This is a genomic window from Paenibacillus marchantiae (genome assembly GCF_028771845.1).
GTDB classification, from domain to species: domain Bacteria; phylum Bacillota; class Bacilli; order Paenibacillales; family Paenibacillaceae; genus Paenibacillus; species Paenibacillus marchantiae.
The window spans coordinates 865,426-884,221 of record NZ_CP118270.1 but is presented as its reverse complement, the minus strand read 5'-3'; the positions used below and the strand labels follow the sequence as shown (position 1 = coordinate 884,221).

At 47.6% G+C, this 18,796-nt stretch carries 16 protein-coding genes; 7 read left to right on the top strand and 9 right to left on the bottom strand.

Annotated features, from left to right (window positions below):
- Positions 1–65: 65 nt before the first annotated feature.
- Positions 66–644 carry a class I SAM-dependent methyltransferase gene (locus PTQ21_RS04025; RefSeq protein ID WP_274568906.1) on the top strand — a complete coding sequence of 193 codons (579 nt, stop codon included), beginning with the start codon at positions 66–68 and terminating at the stop codon, positions 642–644.
- Between the two features lie 226 nt (positions 645–870).
- Here the strand turns inward: PTQ21_RS04025 and PTQ21_RS04020 are convergent, their stop codons facing one another.
- The 3 genes from PTQ21_RS04020 to PTQ21_RS04010 are packed head-to-tail and all read right to left on the bottom strand — an operon-like array spanning position 871 to position 4,712.
- The gene (locus PTQ21_RS04020) at positions 871–3,195 is read right to left on the bottom strand and encodes a carbohydrate-binding domain-containing protein (protein WP_274568905.1); all 2,325 of its coding nucleotides are present in this window, start codon (positions 3,193–3,195) and stop codon (positions 871–873) included.
- Between the two features lie 22 nt (positions 3,196–3,217).
- Positions 3,218–3,901 carry a DUF4956 domain-containing protein gene (locus PTQ21_RS04015; protein WP_090952333.1) on the bottom strand — a complete coding sequence of 228 codons (684 nt, stop codon included), beginning with the start codon at positions 3,899–3,901 and terminating at the stop codon, positions 3,218–3,220.
- Positions 3,894–4,712, bottom strand: coding sequence for a polyphosphate polymerase domain-containing protein (locus PTQ21_RS04010; RefSeq protein WP_274568904.1), 819 nt, complete (start codon positions 4,710–4,712; stop codon positions 3,894–3,896). Before PTQ21_RS04010 ends, PTQ21_RS04015 begins: the two co-directional genes overlap by 8 nt.
- Positions 4,713–4,963: 251 nt before the next feature.
- Here PTQ21_RS04010 and PTQ21_RS04005 point away from each other — a divergent pair, with 251 nt between their 5' ends.
- The 3 genes from PTQ21_RS04005 to PTQ21_RS03995 are packed head-to-tail and all read left to right on the top strand — an operon-like array spanning position 4,964 to position 7,311.
- Positions 4,964–5,641 (top strand): response regulator transcription factor, encoded by a 678-nt coding sequence (locus PTQ21_RS04005; RefSeq protein ID WP_274568902.1) that lies wholly within the window; start codon positions 4,964–4,966, stop codon positions 5,639–5,641.
- Positions 5,641–6,942, top strand: coding sequence for a sensor histidine kinase (locus PTQ21_RS04000; protein WP_063567762.1), 1,302 nt, complete (start codon positions 5,641–5,643; stop codon positions 6,940–6,942). Before PTQ21_RS04005 ends, PTQ21_RS04000 begins: the two co-directional genes overlap by 1 nt.
- 45 nt (positions 6,943–6,987) lie before the next feature.
- On the top strand, positions 6,988–7,311 hold the full coding sequence (locus tag PTQ21_RS03995) for a hypothetical protein (protein ID WP_231952847.1): 324 nt from the start codon (positions 6,988–6,990) through the stop codon (positions 7,309–7,311).
- 127 nt (positions 7,312–7,438) lie between these two features.
- Here the strand turns inward: PTQ21_RS03995 and PTQ21_RS03990 are convergent, their stop codons facing one another.
- Positions 7,439–8,206 carry an SDR family NAD(P)-dependent oxidoreductase gene (locus PTQ21_RS03990; RefSeq protein ID WP_063567763.1) on the bottom strand — a complete coding sequence of 256 codons (768 nt, stop codon included), beginning with the start codon at positions 8,204–8,206 and terminating at the stop codon, positions 7,439–7,441.
- A 195-nt stretch (positions 8,207–8,401) separates the two neighbouring features.
- On the opposite strand from PTQ21_RS03990, the gene PTQ21_RS03985 reads away from it, so the two are divergent.
- On the top strand, positions 8,402–9,040 hold the full coding sequence (locus tag PTQ21_RS03985; RefSeq protein WP_063567764.1) for a TetR/AcrR family transcriptional regulator: 639 nt from the start codon (positions 8,402–8,404) through the stop codon (positions 9,038–9,040).
- Between the two features lie 18 nt (positions 9,041–9,058).
- Here PTQ21_RS03985 and PTQ21_RS03980 read toward each other — a convergent pair whose 3' ends face one another.
- The 4 genes from PTQ21_RS03980 to PTQ21_RS03965 all read right to left on the bottom strand — a co-directional run bounded on the left by PTQ21_RS03980 (position 9,059) and on the right by PTQ21_RS03965 (position 11,292).
- Complete coding sequence (locus PTQ21_RS03980; protein WP_063567782.1) at positions 9,059–9,571, bottom strand: acyl-CoA thioesterase; 513 nt, start codon at positions 9,569–9,571, stop codon at positions 9,059–9,061.
- Positions 9,572–9,670: 99 nt separating this feature from the next.
- Positions 9,671–9,940, bottom strand: coding sequence for a helix-turn-helix domain-containing protein (locus PTQ21_RS03975; RefSeq protein WP_274568899.1), 270 nt, complete (start codon positions 9,938–9,940; stop codon positions 9,671–9,673).
- A gap of 74 nt (positions 9,941–10,014) precedes the next feature.
- On the bottom strand, positions 10,015–10,482 hold the full coding sequence (locus PTQ21_RS03970) for a hypothetical protein (protein WP_079348062.1): 468 nt from the start codon (positions 10,480–10,482) through the stop codon (positions 10,015–10,017).
- Positions 10,483–10,668: 186 nt separating this feature from the next.
- Positions 10,669–11,292 (bottom strand): acetate uptake transporter, encoded by a 624-nt coding sequence (locus tag PTQ21_RS03965; protein WP_063567767.1) that lies wholly within the window; start codon positions 11,290–11,292, stop codon positions 10,669–10,671.
- Positions 11,293–11,764: 472 nt separating this feature from the next.
- On the opposite strand from PTQ21_RS03965, the gene PTQ21_RS03960 reads away from it, so the two are divergent.
- Both PTQ21_RS03960 and PTQ21_RS03955 read left to right on the top strand, forming a co-directional pair.
- Positions 11,765–16,960 (top strand): rhamnogalacturonan lyase family protein, encoded by a 5,196-nt coding sequence (locus PTQ21_RS03960; protein ID WP_274568896.1) that lies wholly within the window; start codon positions 11,765–11,767, stop codon positions 16,958–16,960.
- A gap of 346 nt (positions 16,961–17,306) precedes the next feature.
- The gene (locus PTQ21_RS03955) at positions 17,307–17,483 is read left to right on the top strand and encodes an aspartyl-phosphate phosphatase Spo0E family protein (RefSeq protein ID WP_053782597.1); all 177 of its coding nucleotides are present in this window, start codon (positions 17,307–17,309) and stop codon (positions 17,481–17,483) included.
- Positions 17,484–17,601: 118 nt separating this feature from the next.
- Here the strand turns inward: PTQ21_RS03955 and PTQ21_RS03950 are convergent, their stop codons facing one another.
- Entirely contained in the window at positions 17,602–18,531 is a 930-nt protein-coding gene (locus PTQ21_RS03950; protein ID WP_274568895.1) for a response regulator, read from the bottom strand.
- Positions 18,532–18,796: the final 265 nt, after the last annotated feature.

Genomic DNA, 18,796 nt, shown 5'->3' with positions numbered 1-18,796 from the left:
AGCTTCTTTTGTTATGATGAAGGTGCAAATGCCACCTCTTAATTAAAATCCAAAGGGTTGAGGTTATGTTCATATTTCAATTTATACCATGGCTGATTGCTGTGGTGACACTTATATCGGTAGTATCCATCGTGCTGGTCAGTTGGAAAAATGGAATCTCACCGATGCCCACATCCAGCATCGTCAGGCAGACAGTCATTCAAGAGGTCAACCGTATTCCCGGTTACGGTGACGTGATTGAAGCAGGCTCCGGCTGGGGAACGCTCGCACTGGACGTAGTGAGGCATTGTCCAGGCAAACGGCTAACGGGTATTGAGAATTCAATTGTTCCCTTATGGGCCTCCCAACTGATTGCTTTTATAAGTGTCCGCTTACGGCGAGCAAAGGGAAAGCGCCATTCTCTGGAGGGACGGCTGCGATTCATCCGTGGCAACATCTATACTAGTTCATATGAACACGCAGATTGCGTCATCTGTTATTTGTTTCCTGGAGCAATGAATCGACTCGTCGACAAGTTCACTCGGGAGCTGCCTCCGGGAGCAAAGGTGATTAGCGTCTGTTTTGCATTGCCAGGCAAGGTACCGCTACGGACAATCACATGCCGGGACACGTTGCGTACCAAGGTGTATGTATATACGTTTTGAGTACTAACAAACCTACCGCATCTTAAAAGGTGAATAATCAAGGAATGCAGCATTTAATGAACATCAGCAACGTTATTCCTTCATCCATTGGGAGCGAATAGCTTGTACGAGGTTCTTTAGAACAAAATAGCAAAAACAAGGGATGTCCTCCGTCATATTCATGACGTATGGGACATCCCTTGTTTTTAATCATTTATTTGTTGGCTTTTATGACCTGAATCTTAACTTACTTCGCGGTATCCGTAGTGCCCGTTGTACCTGTAGTATCGGTTGTTGTACCCGATTGCGGTCTGTTTCTTCCGCCGCCGAATCCACCTTGGCCACCGCCTCCACCTGGACCCATACCTGTATTGGCAGTTGTAACACCAGATTCATTCACCCAAGTTACATTGCTTGTGGATTGGAAGGCAACCACTTTGGTCCCACCACTATACGTTCCGTCTGTATAGAGTCCATCCACTGCTTTGCCCGTCGATGTTCCGCCGGAGTAAATCACGTAAGATCCATCCTTCTTCAGATCAGGGGAACTAACCACAACAGATTGATAATCTTTCGCTGGAGCAAAGGTCAGGATGTTATTGCCTTCACTGTCTTGCACATGAACGAGTGTGCCTGCTTTTTGTGTTTCAGGGTATGTCATCACGATTGTATTTTGAGTTGATGTATCGGATGTACCTTGTGCCATGCCGGAACTGCCGGCAGCGACCAAATATCCACCACTCATCTCGAATGTACCATCATAGTCGAGTGGACCGTTGCCATTATCCGTTGGACCGTTCACAATGACCGTTCCGTCTGTCATATAGATGGAGCCATTCGAATCCAGTCCATCGCCGCCTGCATTTACGGTGAGGGAACCGCCGTTGATATGAAGCTCACTGTTGCTGGCGGATTCACCCGGCATACCACCTGGCCCACCGCCTTGTGGGCGAGCATTGCTATTCGCGTCTGTACTTTGATTGGACTGATCCGTAGTTGATGTTGTGCCAGTCGTCTCTGTAACAGAAGTGTTGGAGACTGCAGTTGTATCGGTATCGGCTGCTTTAGTACTGTCATCTGCAGTGGTTGCAGCATCGGCATCAGCATTAGCGTCAGTTGCAGTTATGTCACCCGAAGCATTCACGCCATCATCTGATGCAGTCACATCCACATTCCCATCGTTCAGGGTGATGATTGCACCTTCAAGGCCTTCGTAGCTCTTGGCAATGGTGATCGTTCCGCCGTTAATGGTAAGCGCCTGATCTGCATGAATCCCGTCATCACCGGATTCAATGCTGAACTTGCCGTCATTGACAATTACATTGTTGTTACTGTGTAGGGAATCATCCATGGAATCAATCGTATACGTACCGCCATTGACGGTGAGGTCAACTCCAGCTTTAAGTGCTTTGGCACTCGTCGTTTCTTCTTCTGTTGTTGTGCTTGTGTCTGCATCCGCATTGGAATCAGCAGGTGCTTTGGCATTTGTAGAGCTGGATGGAGCTGCGCCTGTTGCGTTCGTGCCATTATTGCTCGGCATATCAGCAGGTGGTTCACCATCCGGTGGTGTACCCATATCGGTTGGAGGTGTACCGCCACCCCATCCGCCGCCACCGCCGCCAAATGGTCCTTCTTCTACTTTTTCTGGTGCATTGGCACTGCCGCCTCCGGTTACGATGTTAAATGTGCCGCCATCCGTAACCAATGCGGTTTCCGCTTGAATGCCGTCGCTGCCGCTCTGGATGTTGAATGTACCTCCAGCAATGGCAACGAAGCCTTTAGTCGTATCCGTATCGTTTGTGGATTTAATGCCGTCACCTTCTGAATCAATGGTAATGGTACCGGCTTGAATGGCCACCATATCTTTACCTTTGATGCCATCATCCGCAGATTTGACGTTAATTGTGCCACTGACGATTTTCAGATCATCCTTGCTCGTAATACCTTCATTGTAGTTGCCTGTAACCGTCAGCTTGCCTGTACCATTGAACGTCAGGTCTGCCTTGCTGAAGATGGCTGCATCCGGCTCATCCGTTGCAGCGTCGGCGTATACGTATGTCTTGCCATCGGAGACAGCATTCTCGGTTCCTTCCTCCAGCGTAATGATAGCTTTGCCCGCTTTCTGGATATAGATGGCTGCACTGTCGTTATCATTGATTGTTGCCCCGTTTAATACGAGATGTACGGTGCCCTTATCAGCAACATTAACTACAATCTGTCCATCGGTAAGTTTGCCGCTAAGTACATAGGTACCTGCTGCAGAGATGGTTACTGATCCGTTTGCTGCTTTTGCACCCGATCCTGTGATGGAAGCGGTCGTCCCGTTCAGCTTAATCGTTGTGGAATCTGTTGCACTCCAGCTAACGTTGGTATCGTCTGCATCCATTGTGACCAGATCGGCATACTTCACCGAGGTTTGTTCACTGACGGATACGGTTTTGGTTGTCCCTGTCGTTGACACTGCGGCGTTTGCAGTGCTGTTCGTTGCTGCCGGAGCGCTGCAAGCCGTAACCATTGCAGTAATCATCGCGACGGACCACAGTTTGCTGCCAGTTATGATTTTCTTTTTCATATTATATCGTTCCCTTCGAATTTTAATATTCAGTGGCTGTTGGACTCATAGTTAACGAGATATCCAGATTACCGTTTCGGGTACGGATCATGTCGAGGAATTCTTTTTGATTGACACTTTCATGAATGGTGACGTTGTAGACCAGCTCGTACAGACTGCCAAGTTCGGTTGTTCTGATTTTTTTGAGCTCATGTACGACATTGAATTTGTGGAATACTTCGTCCAGTGCTTCTTCGTAACTCAGATTCTCGGGAATAGTCACTTTCAACGTTTTTTGCTGGCTTTTCTTCGCTCCGAAGTTGAAGCGGCTCAGGACAAACATCAGTACACACAGGATGATGGTGAACATTACGGCATAACCGAATGCGCCTACACCGCAGGCAAGACCGGAAGCCATGGTGAACAAAACATAAGCAATGTCTTTCGGGTCACCAGGCGCACTTCTGAATCGGATGATGGAGAAGGCACCCGCGAGGCTGAATGCACGGGCAATGTTGCTGCCGATCAGAAGAATGATGATGGCTACGATGACTGGCAAGACGACCATAGTTAGTGTGAAGCTTTGGGAATATGTGCTTTGATTTGTCTTCATGTACGTCAGGCTGATGATGACCCCCATGATGATGGCAAGTCCGATCGTTAGAATTGCATTACTAAAAGTTAGGGTGGTATCTGTTAAAGCTGAGCTGAAAATGGAATCAAGCATATACTACACGCTCTCTTTCTGTGATTGTTTTTTCTTGTTCTATGGATGGTTTGAAATCGGTACCCGGCAGCAATTCTCGTTCCGTCTGGTAGTTCAGGTTGGTTGTTCTGGCCAGATGTCTGTACTCATTGCCGTATTTCGAGAATCCGGTGCGATATAGGCCGTGTTCGGATAACAGTTGAGAGAGCCACATCGGAACGGTTTTCTCGGCTTTTACTTCCATCAGCCAGCGTCCATCTTTCACCAGTGGTTCACCGTAATCCCCTTGCTCCAGCTTCAGATCGTATCTGCGACTGCGGATGTTGGTATCAAAGGTGATGCGGAGATCGCGGCTGTTCTTGTCGAACAACGCTTTGCGTTCATACGCCAGATATACTTTTGGTTCCAGATCGTACAGCCGGAGGAAATACTTGATCTCTTCGACAACCTGTTTGTTCATATAATCGGCGAGATCAGGCGCTTTGCCTGTCCGTACGAATTCGTAGGCTTCATCCAGCTTCAGGGCAGTTCGGCGTTTGTTCACCAGGCCAAATACTTTCTTTTTGATCTCCAGATATACCTTCGCATTCTCTTCAGGAACTCCGTATGCCCGCAGTCTCAGCTTCTCCTTGTATTTGGGTTTGGAGAGACTGGCGCGGATCAGGGAATCCTGCGGAGTATCAAAGTACAGGTTGCTAATGGAGTAAAACTCGTGTTTCTTGTTATAGGCGTCCAGCTCCATATACTTCAGCAAGTCGGTGTAGAAGTTCTCGTACTGCTCATCGGTGAGAAGATACTTGCTCTCATATCGGTTGAATACTTCAATTGCCATTGGGGTTCAGTCCTTTCATCCATGTTTTGTATGTTTTGTTGCATCGTGTATTGCTTCCATGTCTGTATCTTAGAGCCCCAACCTTGAATGAATCTTAAATGATTTTACATTCCGTTGATCTTTTTTTACCTTCCTTTAATAGTTCGCGAAAAAAGTGGAATTAAGATTGATTCAAGGTTCGGTTGCTACAATCGTTGGTATAATAGATTGACATATATCGAAACCAATTCATGCAGAGGAATGAAGAACCGATGAGAATACTTATTGCGGAAGATGAGGTTCATTTGGCAGAAGCCGTATCGCAAATATTGAAAAAACACAATTACTCTGTAGACATGGTGCATGACGGGAGATCGGGTCTGGATTATGCGCTGAGTGGAATCTATGATCTGTTGCTGCTGGACATCATGATGCCGGAAATGGACGGGATTACCGTGCTGAAGAAACTGCGCAGCGAAGGCAATCATACGCCTGTCATTCTGCTCACAGCCAAAGGAGAAATTTCAGACAAAGTGACCGGGCTGGATTATGGAGCCGATGATTATATAGCAAAGCCCTTTGCCACGGAGGAATTGCTCGCACGGATTCGGGCAGCCCTGAGAAGGAAGGGAGAAGTCGTTCCAGAGGATGGACTGAAGTTCGGTGACGTCGAATTGAACACAACGCAGCTGAAGCTAAGTGTGCAAGGCAAGGAGATCAAGCTGAATCTGAAAGAGAATGAACTGCTGGAACTGCTAATCACGCGCAAACAGGCCATTACTTCCAAAGAGCAGATTATTGAGAAATTGTGGGGTTTCGATTCGGAAGTGGAGTATAACAATGTGGAGGTGTACATCTCGTTTTTACGCAAAAAATTAACCTTCCTGAACTCCTCGGTCCGCATCAATACGATTCGGGGTGTGGGGTACGTACTTGAGGTGACGTCCTGATGTTCAAGAAACTCAGAAACCGATTTCTGATCGTGAACCTGGTATCCATATCAATTATGATGCTGGTTGCCTTTGCCACGATCTACATCATTACGTACCAGAATGTACAGCGGGAAACCAACATGGAACTGTTCAAAGTGTCGGATTTCTATCATGGGCCTTACAACTCCAGCAAGATGCCTCGCGGTGATGACAGAGATTCGGGGACGGGATCACTACCGTCCGATTCCATTGCGAATGGAGCACCAGGGAGTGATCCGAATTCACCGCCAGGACGCTCTGTATCGTTCATGGTCAAGACGGACAGTGAATGGAAAATCACGGATGCACACTCCAGGTTTGATATGGATGACACGTTCTATACTGAAGCTTTGCAAAAGGTGAATAAAGTCGACGATCTGGATCGCAAGACCGGACAGTTTACACTCAATGGAACGGACTGGGCTTATGTGATCGACCCGAGCAGCACAGGGCATATGATTGTGTTCATCGATGTGACGGCCCAACAGGGCATCCTTACGAATCTGATTTATACTTTTGCCGTCGTGGGTTTGATCATGCTGATCGTCATCTACTTCCTGAGCCGTTATTTCGCCAATCGATCTATTACCCCGGTTAAGGAAGCCTTTGAAAAGCAAAAGCAGTTCATAGCCGATGCTTCACATGAGTTGAAAACGCCGCTGGCGATCATTAATACCAACACAGATGTGCTTCTCGCGAACCGGGAGGATACGATTGAGAATCAAGCCAAATGGCTGCATTACATCAAGTCGGAGACGGAACGCATGTCGGGACTGACGAATGATCTGTTATATCTGACTCAAATTGACGATTCAAGATCCTCGATGATTCATGCCAAATTCAATATGAGCGATGCGGTGGAGACGATTATCTTAACGATGGAGGCCGTGATTTTTGAGAAAAATATATCCCTGGACTACAGCATTGAGCCGCAGCTCATGGTTCATGGCAACAGCGAACAGATCAAGCAGGTCATTCTGATTTTGCTCGATAATGCTGTGAAATACTCCAGAGCCAAAGGTTCCGTCAACGTATCGTTGAAGAAACAGAACAATGACGTCGTGCTGGCCGTTTCCAACACGGGAGAAGGCATTGCACACGAACATCTGGACCGGATCTTCGATCGCTTCTATCGCACGGATGCCTCCAGAGCACGGAAACATGGTGGACATGGATTGGGTCTTGCAATTGCAAGGTCGATCGTGGAGCAGCACAAAGGTGAGATTTACGCCCGCAGTGTAGTAGGGGAAGGTGCAACATTTTACGTTCGTTTATCCTAGGGATAAGGAATAAGGCATGTCTGTTGTGGGTTAACCTATGCTACAATGGCAACAGAACGTATGAATCAAGGAGCTGACTTTAACGTGACTGAAGCAAATTCAATGAATGAACAGGAAATGAAGGCATATATTGCAGAGAAGACGAAGGCAAGCGAAGCGAATATCGCTCTTGTCCTGAAGCACGAGCAGGCGTACATTAACAAGGCGCATGAAAATGCCAAAGGCGACGTGGATATCGACGGTGACGATCTGGCCGACTACATTTTGAGCCGCAAAGATGTAAAGCTGGATGAACTAACCGTTGAAGGCATACTGGATGCTGAAATGGACTACTTGATGGAAAAAGGTCTCGCAGGCTACGTGGATTAAATTTAAATCAATCTATTAAAAAAATGACCTCAGCCTCCACGTTATTGTGGGAATTGAGGTCATTTTGGATTGTACACTCGGAAATACCCTTTAAAGCGTCAGCTAAGTTAGGCTAGCCCCATTCTTCTTATTGACCCATCATACCGCCATCGACAGTATAGAGCGAAGCGGTGACATACGAAGCTTCTTCGGATAACAGGAAGTTCATGATGGCTGCGACTTCTTCCGGTTCACCATAGCGGCCCATCGGAATTGCGGATACGGTAGCTGATTGATAATCTTCCACATTACCGGAGTTTGCTTCGATTTGACGCATCATACGGGTATTAATGGTGCCTGGCAATACCGCGTTAACCCGAATACCATGAGGCGCGAGTTCATTCGCTGCTGTGCGGGTGAGGCCAATCACGGCATGTTTGGACATAATATATGGAGATACGGCTGGAGCACCCATCAGACCTGCGAGGGAAGAGGTATTCAGAATCGCACCAGATTTTTGTTTTTTCATGACAGGGATGACGTTCTGCAAACCAAGGAATACGCCGCGCACATTGACGTTATATACGAGGTCGAGCGCTTCAACGCTCAGATCCTCGATCAGTCCGGTTGGACCTTCAATGCCGGCATTGTTGGCAAAATAATCGATACGACCAAACGTATCAAGTGCTTGCTGCACATAGTTTTTCACGTCGGCTTCCTGAGATACGTTTGCTTTCACTGCAATGGCGTGCTCTTTGTCGAGTTTCAGATCCGTGATGGTTTGCTGGATGGCTTCTTCGTTCAGGTCGACCAGCACCAGATTAATTTTGCGTTCAGCAAGGCGGCGTGCCAATTCTTTACCGATGCCTCCGGCTGCTCCTGTAATAACGGCTGTTTGGGTATATGATGTACTCATCATGTATTCGCTCCTTATAAAATGAAATCAGGTGAACTGTGAGTGAACATTCAACCTGTGGTCTATCGTTCCTATCTCAATGTTAAGATATACATAGTAATGTGACAATCATCATTGACAGCGCATATGTCAGCTATCGGACAGAGATGTAAGCGGTGTTCATTTAGGTTACAATAATGGACAGAGGAGGTGGAAATGTTGATTATCGAACACCCTCAGGATCGGAGAGCACGAAGAACGCAGGATGCCATCATTGCTGCGGCAGTTTCTTTGATATTGGAAAAGGGAGCTGAAGCCGTCACGATTCGTGACATTACGGAGCGGGCAGATTATAACCGGGGAACGTTCTATTTACATTTTCCTGGTAAACCCGAGCTATTGCAATTCATTCTGGATGATTTCATGCAGGGCGTGGGACAAGCTTATGCATCACCTTACGCGGAGTTAAAAGAAGTGGATATGACGGCATTGCTGCCATCAACGATGCCTGTATTTGAATATATCGAAGCACATCAGGATATCTTTCGAGCCTTGATGACGATGCATGGGGATATGGGAACGAGACTCTGCAATATGTTCAGAACATATTTAACCGAGGATTTTGTATTGGTGACCGAAGATAGCGACTACACCATTAATTACGATATCATGCTAAGTTACCTGGTATCTGCGACCGTTGGTGTGATTATGCATTGGGCGGAGATTGGGTTCAAGTATTCTTCCCACTACATGGGAGAACAGTTGACCGCGCTAATTAACATCAAACCGACCCGTCTCCTGATTGAACCAGGGCAGAAGGGCCGGACCATTCATGAACGCATGCTTCAGGACTGAATAGCGTGCCTGATTCTCTTATTCCCAAGGATAACTAACGGTGAGGAAGTCGGCGAAGTTCTTGCTTTCTGCCCGCCGTTGTTTCCGCATGGCCGCCCGGGCTGGAGCAGTCTCGTATAATTTCTTCTCTTCCTCCGTCTCCGGAATGATGCGAGGGACAATGAGTTTACGGTTATTTTCATCCAAAGCGACAAAGGTAAGGAATGCGGTCGCCGCAATCTTCTTCTCCCCCGTCTTCAGATCCTCGCGGATCACCTTCACAAAAATCTCCATCGAACTTCGTCCCGTCCACGATGCGAAGGATTCCAACGTCACCGAATCCGTCGGATTAATCGGATACAAGAAATCGACCGAATCGGTCGAAGCCGTAACGGTATTGACCCGGCACAACTTGGATGCGGCGATGGATGCAATGTCATCGATATAAGACATGAGTTTGCCGCCAAACAAGGTATTATGGTTATTTACATCGGTTGGAAATACTCTTGCCGTCTTGAAACAACGTGTTTCGCGCACATACTTTCTCTCCACTTGATCTAATTCCGTAGGTTTAGGTATCTCTCTCATTCTTTGTAGTCCTCCTGACAGTATGGCTGATGGACGCTGCAAGATATGCCACGTCCATCCTCTCTATATGTTAGTTCTAGTATAGGTGTCGGTCACTTCTTCCTCGCCATCAGGAACCAGTTCAAAGCGCAAGCCAAGCGCAAAAGCCACCTTCTGGAGCGTATCGAAGCGCGGAGTCTGCGCGGAGCTCTCCAGACGGGCAATAGCCGACTGCTTGAGTCCTGCTCGTTCACCGATATTATCGGAAGCTAGGGCGCTTCTAACGTCGACGACATGCCGTCTGATGTACCAATATAATAGACTGTCATACACTGTTACATTTCGAATACACAAAAAAGGATTCGAGCTGCCGATAATGGCCTCGAATCCTTTTTTGTGAATAATCAGTCGTAAGGGATTTTAATGTTTTATCCGTTTGCTTCAGTGGCGCTATTGGAAGCGAATGCAGACCACTTTACATTTACACCATTGGAACAATGGAATGAGATGGTATAATCACCACCGCGCATACCTTGCGGATAATCCGCCGTGCTTCTCCAAGTATATGCTGCTCCCGGCTTAACAGTAGCTGCAATGTACTCTAATCCTGATGAGTGTTTCATCGTAACAGTTAGATTGCTTGTTCCATTGTTTAGGAAGTAGAATTTACCATGTCCGTAACCAGCTGGAACCGAGAAATAAGCGGGGGCGGTAGAAGTAGCAGCGCTCACAGTTGTGAGCGGCTGTTGGTTACCAACAGAGAACGGAGTAACAATTGGTGGCGTTGTCTCATCTGCCGGATTTAGCTGGATGCTATCAGCGCTAACTACTGCTGGAATCGCCAAAGTTGCGGCTAGTGCTAAGGATAAAACTGCGGATCTTGCTTTGTTTCTCATTTGTTATAAACTCCCTCACCTAGTAGAATGTTGTATATCACATGTTAATATTATACTTTTTTTTCAGAAAAAGAAATGAAAAAAATGGTAAAAAGTAAAAAAGAAGCTGTATCCCTATTCAAGTGAAGCGTGATTCAAAAAAACCGCCAGGCGCGGACCGGCGCGCTGGCGGTTTGATGCTGTATATTAAGCCTTGGGTCTGAAAATGCCAGCCGGCTTGCCGATGGGCAAGAACGTATAGCCGAAGTGAGCGTTCAGTACGGAAGCACCTGTGCCGTACAACGACACGATTCCGATTCCCATTTCAGCATAAGCTGCGATGGTATGGAAGATATGAGGAGCTACGCCGAACGCGTCAAAGGTCAGGCCAAGGAACAGGAAGTCAATGAGAATGAAAATGATGAGCAATACTTTGTTGGCTTCCACGGCACCCAGCGTCATGAACAGGGTGAACACGAGGTATCCGGCAAAAGCAAATCCGAGCTGCTTGCCATCTGCCTGTTCCGCAAGAGTGGAGCCAAACACGCCCATTTTGATCAGCCAGTTGGCACCCATCGCGAACCAGAAGAATGCGTATGCGCCGAAGGCAGTTGTACCAAAGGTATTGTTGCGTTTGGAATCTTGAATGCAAGCGAACAGCTGGGCAAAGGCACCGAGGAAAATCGCCCAAGGAATGGCGTAGCTAAGGCCGTCTGTAATGCCAAGCTTTTGGGAGGAAGCGACCAGAGTGACGATGGCCAACCCAAATAATCCCATCGCGCTGGGATCGGCGTTTATGATTTTGACTTTAGTCTGTGAATCGGTTTGCATGGTGTTGATGAGCCTCCAAATAATCAAATCAGGATGATCCGTTCGAACTGAACCGTCCTCTATACTTCGTATTTCGTATCCGCCTGGTCCGGACACACACATCGCCCTATTGTACCTGAATGTATTTCGTATGAAAAGGGATTTTATTACCTTTTGGGGCATTATCCCTTCCCTTGTAAGGCATGTGTTAGAGATCAAGAACGAAGAAATCGGTTTATTGGTGGAAAAAGACGGAAAATTACATGTTCATTCCCTGGAAGAAGGGATAGTATCGAGGGGAAATGAAAACCTTTGCCTCAAAGTTTACTGATGTGAAGCATTAAAGAATTTGAAAATTAAAAATTAAAGAGGTGATCCGTTAATCAAAAGTAGTTCTTTTTTTAAACGACAAAATGCAAGCGCTTACTTATGGGTTGTACCATCGTTCTGGCTTTAATCATTCTATGATGAGGAAACGAAAGGATGGGTGTTCATGATCGCGAAGACGCGGCAGGTTGGTTTGGTTTTGCTCCTATGGGTATTTACAATTTCCAGTCTGGGGTGGGGAACAATGCTTGGCACACCAACAGCAAGTGCAGCCGTATCGGCTGATGAAGCTGCCGGTGGAGGCACTTATAAATTCGATTTTGGTTCAGGAGCTGTTGCGAATGGATATACAGGTGTGGACGCAACGTCTGCGTATTCGGCGGAACGTGGCTATGGATTCACCGATGTATCCAAGGTAACGGTACAGGATCGGGGTACAAGTGATCCGATTAAATCCGATTTTGCCAAAATCGCCGATGGGGGCGGATTCAAGGTGGATTTGCCAAACGGTGATTATACCGTCTCCCTTGTCGCTGGCGACAGTGCAGGCAACACAGATATTGCGATCAAAGTGGAGAGCATGAACAAGGTTCAGCAGAATACCAAGCCAGCGGGTGAATATCTGGAGATGAGCTTCGATATTGCCCTGGTGGATGGGCAGATGAACTTTGAATTCTCCGGAACGGCCGCTAATATCAATGCGCTCGTGATCACCAAACAACAGGAACGCGAGGCAGGGAACAAACCTGCTGTGTACCTTGCGGGTGACTCCACGATGCAGACGTATAATCCATATTGGGAGCCCCAAGCGGGTTGGGGACAAATGTTCCCGTCCTTTTTCAGTGATGCCGTGGAGATTAAGAACCATTCCATCGGTGGACGCAGCTCCAAATCCTTTATTTTCGAAGGCCGACTAGATGAGGTTCTGCGCCTCATTCGTCCGGGAGATTATCTGTTCGTGCAGTTCGGACACAACGATGCAACGATCAGTGTTCCTGACCGTTATGCTTCACCCGCCGATTACAAAAACTATCTGAAAACCTACATAGACGGCGTGCAGCAGCGGGGAGCTACCCCAATTCTGGTCACCCCAATGGGTCGCAGGGACTTTAACGCAGACACAGGCAAGTTCAATGTATCCTTCCCTGAATATGTGCAGGCGATGAAAGAGGTGGCTTCCGAGAAAAATGTGAAGCTGATCGATCTGAGCGCACTCAGCATTGCGTACTATGATTCCATTGGACCGGAAGCGACATTGTCTGTCTTCCTCCATGTATCACCAGGCATCTATCAGGCATTCCCGAACGGGGCAACGGATAATACGCACTTCCAGGAATATGGAGCGATTCAGATTGCCCGTTTGGTTGCAGGTGCCGTTCGTGAACTGGATCTGCCGTTATCGGAAGCGGTTCAGGATGCTGAAGTTCCAGCTGAATTGCCTGCCAAACCTGCTGGATTGAAGGCAGGCAGCATTAGCAACGCCGGAGCGGTATTGAAATGGACGGCGGATGACACCGCAGACATCTACAAAGTATACCGTAAGCTCTCAACAGAGCCGGAAACTGCCTACAAACTGGCAGGAACGGCAACCGTACCTACTTTAACGCTAAGCGGTTTGGTTGAAGGTAAGTCGTACACAGTTCGAGTAACGGCTGTGAATGGCCGCGGCGAATCCGATCCTTCGGATGAAGTCAGCTTCACCACCAAATCGGCAACGTATCGATATGACTTTGGCCCGGTAGGTTCTCCGGTTGCTGAAGGGTATACGGAAGTCAATCGGAATACGCTGTATACACCAGAACGCGGTTATGGATTAACGTCTTCCGCCAATATGGCGGATCGGGATCGTGGCAGTGCGACGGATAACCTGCGTCGTGACTTCGTGATCTATTTTAACGGATCATATGAATTCAAAGTGGATCTGCCGAATGGTACCTATTCGGTCAAGACGTACACTGGGGACTGGATTGGGTCAGCAAAAACCAACATTAACATCGAAGGCAAAGATTATGGAACCGTATCTTCAGGTGCCCAGAATATTGCCGAAAAAGTGATCAACCAGATTACCGTGCAGGACGGGCAGATGAATCTGGTCTTCAGTGGGGCTACGGCGCATCTCAATGGACTTGAGATTACACCTGTATTGGTGGCCCCTTCCAATCTGAAACTGAATGGCCTGGATCTGGAGAGTGATCCGATCACCGCTGCATTGTCGTGGGATGCTATTGCCGATGACGTACAGTATAAGGTATACCGTCAGTCAACTGGAGCGGCCAAGGCCGAGCTGCTGGGAACCACGGATGCAACAACCTATACCGATAATAAGATTGACCTGGGCATGAATTATGTATATACGGTAACGGCTGCGGATCGTACAGGTACGGAATCGGTAGCATCCAATGCATTGCCTGTATCGACGATTGATTCATCTGTAGACAAGGCAGAGGTTCCTTCAGGTCTGTCGTTACAAAGCATCAACAAAAATGACGTCTCCATCACTTGGTCGGAATCAACAGGAGCGCGTGCATACCAAATCTATCGTGCTGTGAAGCAGGATGGACCGTATGATCTAATCGCTCGCACCAAGGAGACGACATACACAGACTCCACCATTCTCAGCACCATTCCTTATTTCTATAAAGTGGCGTCTGTGAATGCGGGAGGGGTATCCGAACTTTCGGCTGCACTCGAAACACCAGTAGCAACGACGCTGAATCGTGAAATGGAGTATCTGGACCGTGCTCCGGTGGCTATAAAAACAGAAAACGGCAACTATATCGGCTGGCGCATGCTAGGCTTGGATGCCGAGACCATTGCTTTCAATTTGTATCGGGATGGTGTGAAGCTTAACGATGAACCGATAACGGGAAGCACCAACTTTACGGATGCCGAAGGCACCGATGCGTCCAAATACCGGGTCATGACGGTAGAAAACGGCATTGAAAAAGCGGCAACGAAGGAATTCGGCGTTTGGCAGGAGCAATACCTGTCTGTACCTCTGCAAAAGCCTGCTGATGCCTATACGAAAGACGGGCAGCCGTATTCGTATTATGCGGGTGATGCCAGCGTGGGCGATGTCGATGGTGATGGCGAATATGAGATTGTTCTGATGTGGTCGCCAAACAACGGCAAGGATAACTCCCAATCCGGATATACCGGTATTGTATATATGGATGCCTATAAGCTGGATGGAACAAGATTGTGGCGCATCAATATGGGGCCGAATATTCGTGCGGGTGCGCACTACTCTCCATTCCTGGTTTATGACTTCGATGGTGATGGCAGAGCCGAACTGATGATGCGTACCGCAGATGGTACCGTCGATGGACAAGGAAAAGTCATTGGAGACGCCAATGCAGACCACCGGAACAGTTCCGGTTACGTTCTGCTTGGTGATGAATTCCTGACGGTGTTCGATGGTGAAACCGGAGCAGCACTGGATACGGTGGAATATGATCCGCCGCGTGGAGATGTTGCTTCCTGGGGCGATGGCTATGGAAACCGGGTGGACCGTTTCCTGGCAGCGGTAGCGTATCTGGATGGCGAACATCCAAGTGCCATGTTCAGCCGTGGATATTATACGCGTACTGTGCTGGCATCCTACAATTTCCGTGATGGAAAGATAAGCAAAGTATGGCGTTTTGACTCAAGCGACGATGGCTACGGCGAGTATGCAGGCCAAGGGAATCACAATCTCTCGGTTGCAGATGTGGATGGCGACGGCAAGGATGAGATTACATTTGGTGCGATGGCCATCGACGATAATGGCAAACCGCTCTACAATACGAAACTCGGTCATGGCGATGCCATGCATCTGAGTGATCTGGACCCGACACGTCCAGGACTGGAAGTATTCGACGTACACGAACATAAAGATTCTAAGTATGGTATGGAAATGCGCGATGCGGCTACAGGTGAAATCCTCTGGGGTGTGTTCACAGGCATCGATACCGGACGTGGCATGGCTGCCGATATTGATCCGAACTATCCGGGAGCTGAGGTATGGGCTGCAACCATTACCAATGCTGAGCATATTCCAATCACCGGGCTTTACAGTGCTCAGGGGGAACTGATCACGACGAAGATTCCATCGTCCACCAACTTCGGCATCTGGTGGGACGGTGACCTGCTGCGTGAGCTTCAGGATGATATTCGTATCGACAAATGGGATTATGAGAACCAAACGACAGTTAATCTGCTGACGGCAACAGGTGCAGCTTCGAACAATAGCACCAAAGCGAACCCGAGTTTGCAGGCAGATCTGTTTGGAGACTGGCGTGAAGAAGTGATGTGGCGCAGTCAGGACAGCTCGGAATTACGCATTTATACGACGACAGATGAGACGGATGTGCGTATTCGCACGTTGATGCATGATCCAGTCTACCGCCTTGGGGTAGCTTGGCAAAATGTAGCCTATAACCAGCCGCCACATACCGGCTTCCATCTTGGAGTAGGCATGGAGCAGCCAGCGGCACCGAATATTCGTTATGTAGGTGGTCCGCAAGAAGTAGAAGATACGACACCTCCGGTCATTACAGGCATGCCTGCGGAACAGATGAGTGAAGAGGATGTACTCCAAGTTGATGTGAAGGCAGAAGATCCGGAGTCCGGGATTACTCTTCTGGAGTTGACTTGGGACGGTGAGGCCGTAGAACAGGGTGATGAGATTGCACTGACGGGTCTGGTGGGAAAACACACCTTTACAGCCAAAGCAGTTAACGGCGCGGGACTCATCACCGAGCTTTCCGTGGAAGTGACAGTCATCGCCGCAGACCAAGCCACAGGTGCACCGGGTGTACCTTCCTTGTCCGACGATAACCAACATGGCGACGGTTTGGCGGATGGAACATACACCATCACCATGAATATGTGGTGGGGGAATAACGGTACACAGTATAAATTGTATGAGAACGGTGAACTGATCGATACGCAGAAGCTCACGGCTTCAAGCCCTTCTGCCCAAAAGGCATCCACGGATATTTCGGGTCGGGTAAACGGTACGTATGTATATACTTGCGAACTAATCAATTCAAAAGGGACGACCGAATGCGCTCCGCATACCGTAATCGTTCGTGATGCAGCACCAGGGAAGCCGGTGCTCTCTCATGACAACTGGGATGGGGATGGAAACTACACGATTACGATGAATATGTGGTGGGGCACAAATGCCACCTCCTATCGTTTGTCTGAGAATGGTCAAGAGATCGACAGCCAACCGTTGACTGCAGCATCTCCGAATGCACAGACAGCAACAACAGTGATCAAAGATCGTGCACCTGGCGAGTATGAATATGTTGTGGAATGGATTAACGAAAGTGGATCGGTTTCTAGCGAAGTCATCACAGTGAAGGTCACACATTGATTAAAGTAATCTAACGATAAAGCACCTCTCTATCGATATAGGATAACCCCTTGGGTAAGCCTTAGATCGAGAGGTGTTTTTTTTGGTTTTTTTAACATACACAATAATGACACAACTGTTTGATTATGAAGTTAGTGGGGAAAATTTGCTCGTGAAATTGTAATCTGGCCTTCAATTAGGCGTTCCAGAGCCATTTTCGGATCGTCTTCTAGGAATAGCTATAGAGACTTTCAAAAATTGGAGAAGGATACAAAACATCCATGTGAACTATGCCATATGTTAATCCAACTATAGATTGACAGGAAAACCTAAAATGTAACACAGAAATAGGGAGGGATTAGACGCGATGGTTATGAGTTTGGAATTGAAAAATCAAATAGAGAAAGCCAGACATAACCTTCATATGTTGGTAGAGCATAACGAGGGTAGATTTGGACATCCCGATGTGCTTCAGCAGTCCATGGTACTGGATGAATTGATCAATGAGTATAATCGAATGCACTTAAGCAAGCCGAGGGCTTGATGGATATAGATGAGCTTTTTTTGCATGCGCACATGATAATAGCTGGAATAGACAGCAGGAAGAACGAATGCTGTATCATTCCAGTTCAATCATGAGCGCATGTTTTTTTTGTTACTCCTCAATGCAACAGCCGCTTGGCTTCCAGATACAGTACCTGAACGAACTTTTTGGTATTAATGCGGGTCTGGGACAAGGAGGGCTCCACATTGTTTTGTAGTTCCAGCATTTTCTTGCGAATCTCCGTAAAGTCAAAGAACTTCGACGCGTAATTCTCAAACTTCGGATGTGTGTAATCCGTGAGTCCGAGCGATACGACATGGCTTAATGTTTGGAAAATTGCACGGCGAACGCGCTGCTCAGATGCTTTAATCTCCTTCGTTACTTCCGCTGGTGAGGCATCGGAACCCAGTTTGCGTATGGCTACATTCTGGAAGATATCCTTAAGTGATGGGAACGTGTATGGAGAGAGCTTATGCTCCTCCGTTTCAATCTGCTCCAGGTATTCCAGCATGTCCAGCAAATCTCTGCTGCCCGCTTCTCCGATCATGCCCATCTCGGATAGTAGGAAATGTCCTGCGGTCGTAATTGTTCTGTCGGGGGCTGGTGTTGAAGCACGTTCGGAAGATTGCAGTCTAGACAGTCCTTGCAACGTACGCTGAATATCTGCGATGGATTGCTGCATACGCAGACGTTCGTCCACCAGACGCAGAACAGACAGGATCTCCAGCCGATTAATCGGCTTCGTAATATAATATTCGATGCCAAGCGAATAGGCTTCCCCGATCATATTTTTCGACTCAATCTGGGAGATCATCACGATCTTGCCATCGAACATTCCTTCAAGTGCACGTATCGTCTGAATCCCGTCTCGCTGCGGCATGAGCAGATCAATCAGCAGTACATCCACCTTATGCAGCTCCAGCAGTTCAGCATGAATATGAGCTCCATCTTCAGCTTCCCCCGCAATCTCGCCGAGCCCCTCATCTTCAATAATATCCATCAGCATGGATCGAATCCCAGGATCATCATCCACAATAAAATAACGCATTTCCGTGTCCTCCTTTCTGATTAAGTTAACTCCTATATATTCCGTTCTCTGCATCTATAAATGATCTTTCCCTGCTATTAATGTCCCCTATTATCATACTTGGTTGTATATCCTGATGTGAAGACCCGTGCATGCTAACAAATATGTCAGATAAAGTGACAGTGAATGGATAAACGTTGCTTATTTATAAAAAATTTAAATGTTTCTGTGTAGGTATTTGTCGGTTTCCGTAGATGCCCCTGTAGTATAGGTAACATCCGAAATT

What these genes read in the sequence shown, in the direction of transcription:
- PTQ21_RS03985 (WP_063567764.1), top strand. Translation starts at nt 8,402, where the DNA reads ATGTTGATTATCGAACACCCTCAGGATCGGAGAGCACGAAGAACGCAG.
- PTQ21_RS04020 (WP_274568905.1), bottom strand. Translation starts at nt 3,195, where the DNA reads ATGAAAAAGAAAATCATAACTGGCAGCAAACTGTGGTCCGTCGCGATG.
- PTQ21_RS04015 (WP_090952333.1), bottom strand. Translation starts at nt 3,901, where the DNA reads ATGCTTGATTCCATTTTCAGCTCAGCTTTAACAGATACCACCCTAACT.
- PTQ21_RS04025 (WP_274568906.1), top strand. Translation starts at nt 66, where the DNA reads ATGTTCATATTTCAATTTATACCATGGCTGATTGCTGTGGTGACACTT.
- PTQ21_RS04005 (WP_274568902.1), top strand. Translation starts at nt 4,964, where the DNA reads ATGAGAATACTTATTGCGGAAGATGAGGTTCATTTGGCAGAAGCCGTA.
- PTQ21_RS03955 (WP_053782597.1), top strand. Translation starts at nt 17,307, where the DNA reads ATGGTTATGAGTTTGGAATTGAAAAATCAAATAGAGAAAGCCAGACAT.
- PTQ21_RS04010 (WP_274568904.1), bottom strand. Translation starts at nt 4,712, where the DNA reads ATGGCAATTGAAGTATTCAACCGATATGAGAGCAAGTATCTTCTCACC.
- PTQ21_RS04000 (WP_063567762.1), top strand. Translation starts at nt 5,641, where the DNA reads ATGTTCAAGAAACTCAGAAACCGATTTCTGATCGTGAACCTGGTATCC.
- PTQ21_RS03965 (WP_063567767.1), bottom strand. Translation starts at nt 11,292, where the DNA reads ATGCAAACCGATTCACAGACTAAAGTCAAAATCATAAACGCCGATCCC.
- PTQ21_RS03960 (WP_274568896.1), top strand. Translation starts at nt 11,765, where the DNA reads ATGATCGCGAAGACGCGGCAGGTTGGTTTGGTTTTGCTCCTATGGGTA.
- PTQ21_RS03995 (WP_231952847.1), top strand. Translation starts at nt 6,988, where the DNA reads ATGGCAACAGAACGTATGAATCAAGGAGCTGACTTTAACGTGACTGAA.
- PTQ21_RS03970 (WP_079348062.1), bottom strand. Translation starts at nt 10,482, where the DNA reads ATGAGAAACAAAGCAAGATCCGCAGTTTTATCCTTAGCACTAGCCGCA.
- PTQ21_RS03990 (WP_063567763.1), bottom strand. Translation starts at nt 8,206, where the DNA reads ATGAGTACATCATATACCCAAACAGCCGTTATTACAGGAGCAGCCGGA.
- PTQ21_RS03950 (WP_274568895.1), bottom strand. Translation starts at nt 18,531, where the DNA reads ATGCGTTATTTTATTGTGGATGATGATCCTGGGATTCGATCCATGCTG.